The organism is Methanosphaera sp. A6 (genome assembly GCF_001729395.1).
Classification (GTDB): Archaea; Methanobacteriota; Methanobacteria; order Methanobacteriales; family Methanobacteriaceae; genus Methanosphaera; species Methanosphaera stadtmanae.
This window is the reverse complement of record NZ_MAIF01000057.1, coordinates 1-2,038: the sequence shown is the minus strand read 5'-3', so window position 1 is coordinate 2,038 and position 2,038 is coordinate 1. Positions and strand designations below refer to the sequence as shown.

Annotated in this window: 2 protein-coding genes; one reads left to right on the top strand and one right to left on the bottom strand. The window is 27.6% G+C overall.

The features are described from left to right. Positions 1–190: 190 nt before the first annotated feature. Complete coding sequence (gene bsh / locus A9758_RS01880; protein ID WP_011406353.1) at positions 191–1,171, top strand: choloylglycine hydrolase; 981 nt, start codon at positions 191–193, stop codon at positions 1,169–1,171. A 68-nt stretch (positions 1,172–1,239) separates the two neighbouring features. Here bsh and A9758_RS01875 read toward each other — a convergent pair. Continuing rightward, on the bottom strand, positions 1,240–2,038 hold a 799-nt coding region (locus A9758_RS01875), incomplete at its 5' end, for a uroporphyrinogen decarboxylase family protein (protein WP_069776321.1).

The following is a 2,038-nucleotide window of genomic DNA, read 5'->3' as shown; positions in this document are numbered from 1 at the left end:
AAATAAGGTAGTATATAGAAAATTATATGAAAAATGTGGGTTTTTATTAAATTGATTCCTTTGGATGTGTTATTCAATATTAGATTTTTAGGAATTTGTATTTTAAATGTTCTAAATGTATTTAACCCTATTTTTTCATATGTAGATAAATAATAGTTTTTAAAGTAAAAATAGTATGTAGGTGATTATTATGTGTTCTGCTGCAAATTACACAACAAAAAATCATTATTTTGGTCGTAACTTTGACTATGAAATATCATATAATGAACAAGTTATGATAACTCCACGAAATTATCCTCTAAAATTTAGAAAGATAAATGATATAACAACAACACACTATGCTATTATTGGTATAAGTGCAGGTATTAATGAATATCCATTGTATTATGATGCAACGAATGAAAAAGGATTAAGTATGGCTGGATTAAATTTCGCTGGATATACAAAGTATCATGAATATGATTCTAATAAATTAAATATCACTCCATTTGAATTTATACCATATATTCTTAGTAAATATGAATCTGTGGATGATGTTAAAGAAGCTTTGGAAAATATTAACCTTGTTAATATAAATTATAGTGATAAACTTCCCCTTTCACCACTTCATTGGATTATATCAGATAGTGAAAGTTCAATTACTGTTGAATGTTTAAAGGATGAATTAAAAGTATATGATAATCCACTAGGAATACTAACAAATAATCCACCATTTGATTTGCAAATGTTTAATTTAAATAATTATAGAAGAGTATCTAATAAAACACCAAGTAATGATTTTCTAAAAGATTATAATCTTGATGTGTATAGTAGGGGTATGGGGGGTATGGGTATTCCTGGTGATTTATCCTCTATGTCACGTTTTGTTAAATTAGCATTTACACTTACAAATTCATTATCTGATGATTCAGAGGAAAGTAGTGTTAATCAATTTTTCCATATTCTAGCAAGTGTTGAACAACAAAATGGATGTACATTTATAGAAAGTCCTGATAAATATGAATATACAATATATTCCTCTTGTGTTAATACAAGTTGTGGAATATATTATTATAGAACATATGGAAACTCTCAGATAAATGCTGTTAATATGCACAATGAAAATTTAGATACTGATAAGTTAATTACATATCCACTTGTAAATAAGGAAAAATTTAATTTTCAAAATTAATTATTCCTTTCTTTTTTTAATTTTTGTTCTTTCATTATATTTTATTGGAGCATAATTATCATTCAATATTAGTTCTTTTCTAAGTAATATTCATTTCTTGCTTCTACAAATGCTTTGATATTTTCAAGTGGTGTTTTTGGTGCAATTCCACAACTTGGTGCTAGTATATCTGTTCCATGTTTTAGTATTTCTTTTACTTCTTCTTTTACTTCATTTGTTGTTTTATTAAGTAGTGTTTGTGTTGATGATATATTTCCAATAATAACAGTGTCTGAAGATAGGTCCTCTTTAACCATTCTTGCTTCACCAGTATTTATTGATTCTTCTATGGATAGTCCATTGAAGTTAATTTCTAGTAGATCTTCTAGTATTGGTCTTGATTGTCCACACATATGGATAATACTTTGACATTTAATATTCTTTGCCAGCTCATTTAGTGCTTCTTTTTCATATTCTCTAAAATATTCTGGTTGTATTAAATCTGGTGATGCACTACCATCAGGTATGCATATTACATCAGCCCCTGCATTGGTATATGTTTTTGCTAGTTCTATTTGGGCATCTAACACTACATCAAGTATTGTTTCAACTGTAAAACTTTCAGTATTTAACATTTTAACTAGTTTTTCTATTCCTATAATATGTCCTGCTAGTGTAAATGGGCCAACTAATCCAACAATTACTGGTACTTCAGGGTACTCATTTTTTATTAGTTCTATAGATTCACTAATAACAGCTAATCTTTTTTTGTTTGTATAGTCAGAGGGTATGTCTAGATTTTCAGGATATTCTATTGGTGCTTTTTCTATTATTGATGGTGGACTGTGTGAATTAGAGCTTATTTTACAACCAAATGCTTCTGCTTCA

Excerpts from the sequence above, each read along its gene's own strand:
- bsh (WP_011406353.1), top strand. The coding sequence starts at position 191 with ATGTGTTCTGCTGCAAATTACACAACAAAAAATCATTATTTTGGTCGT.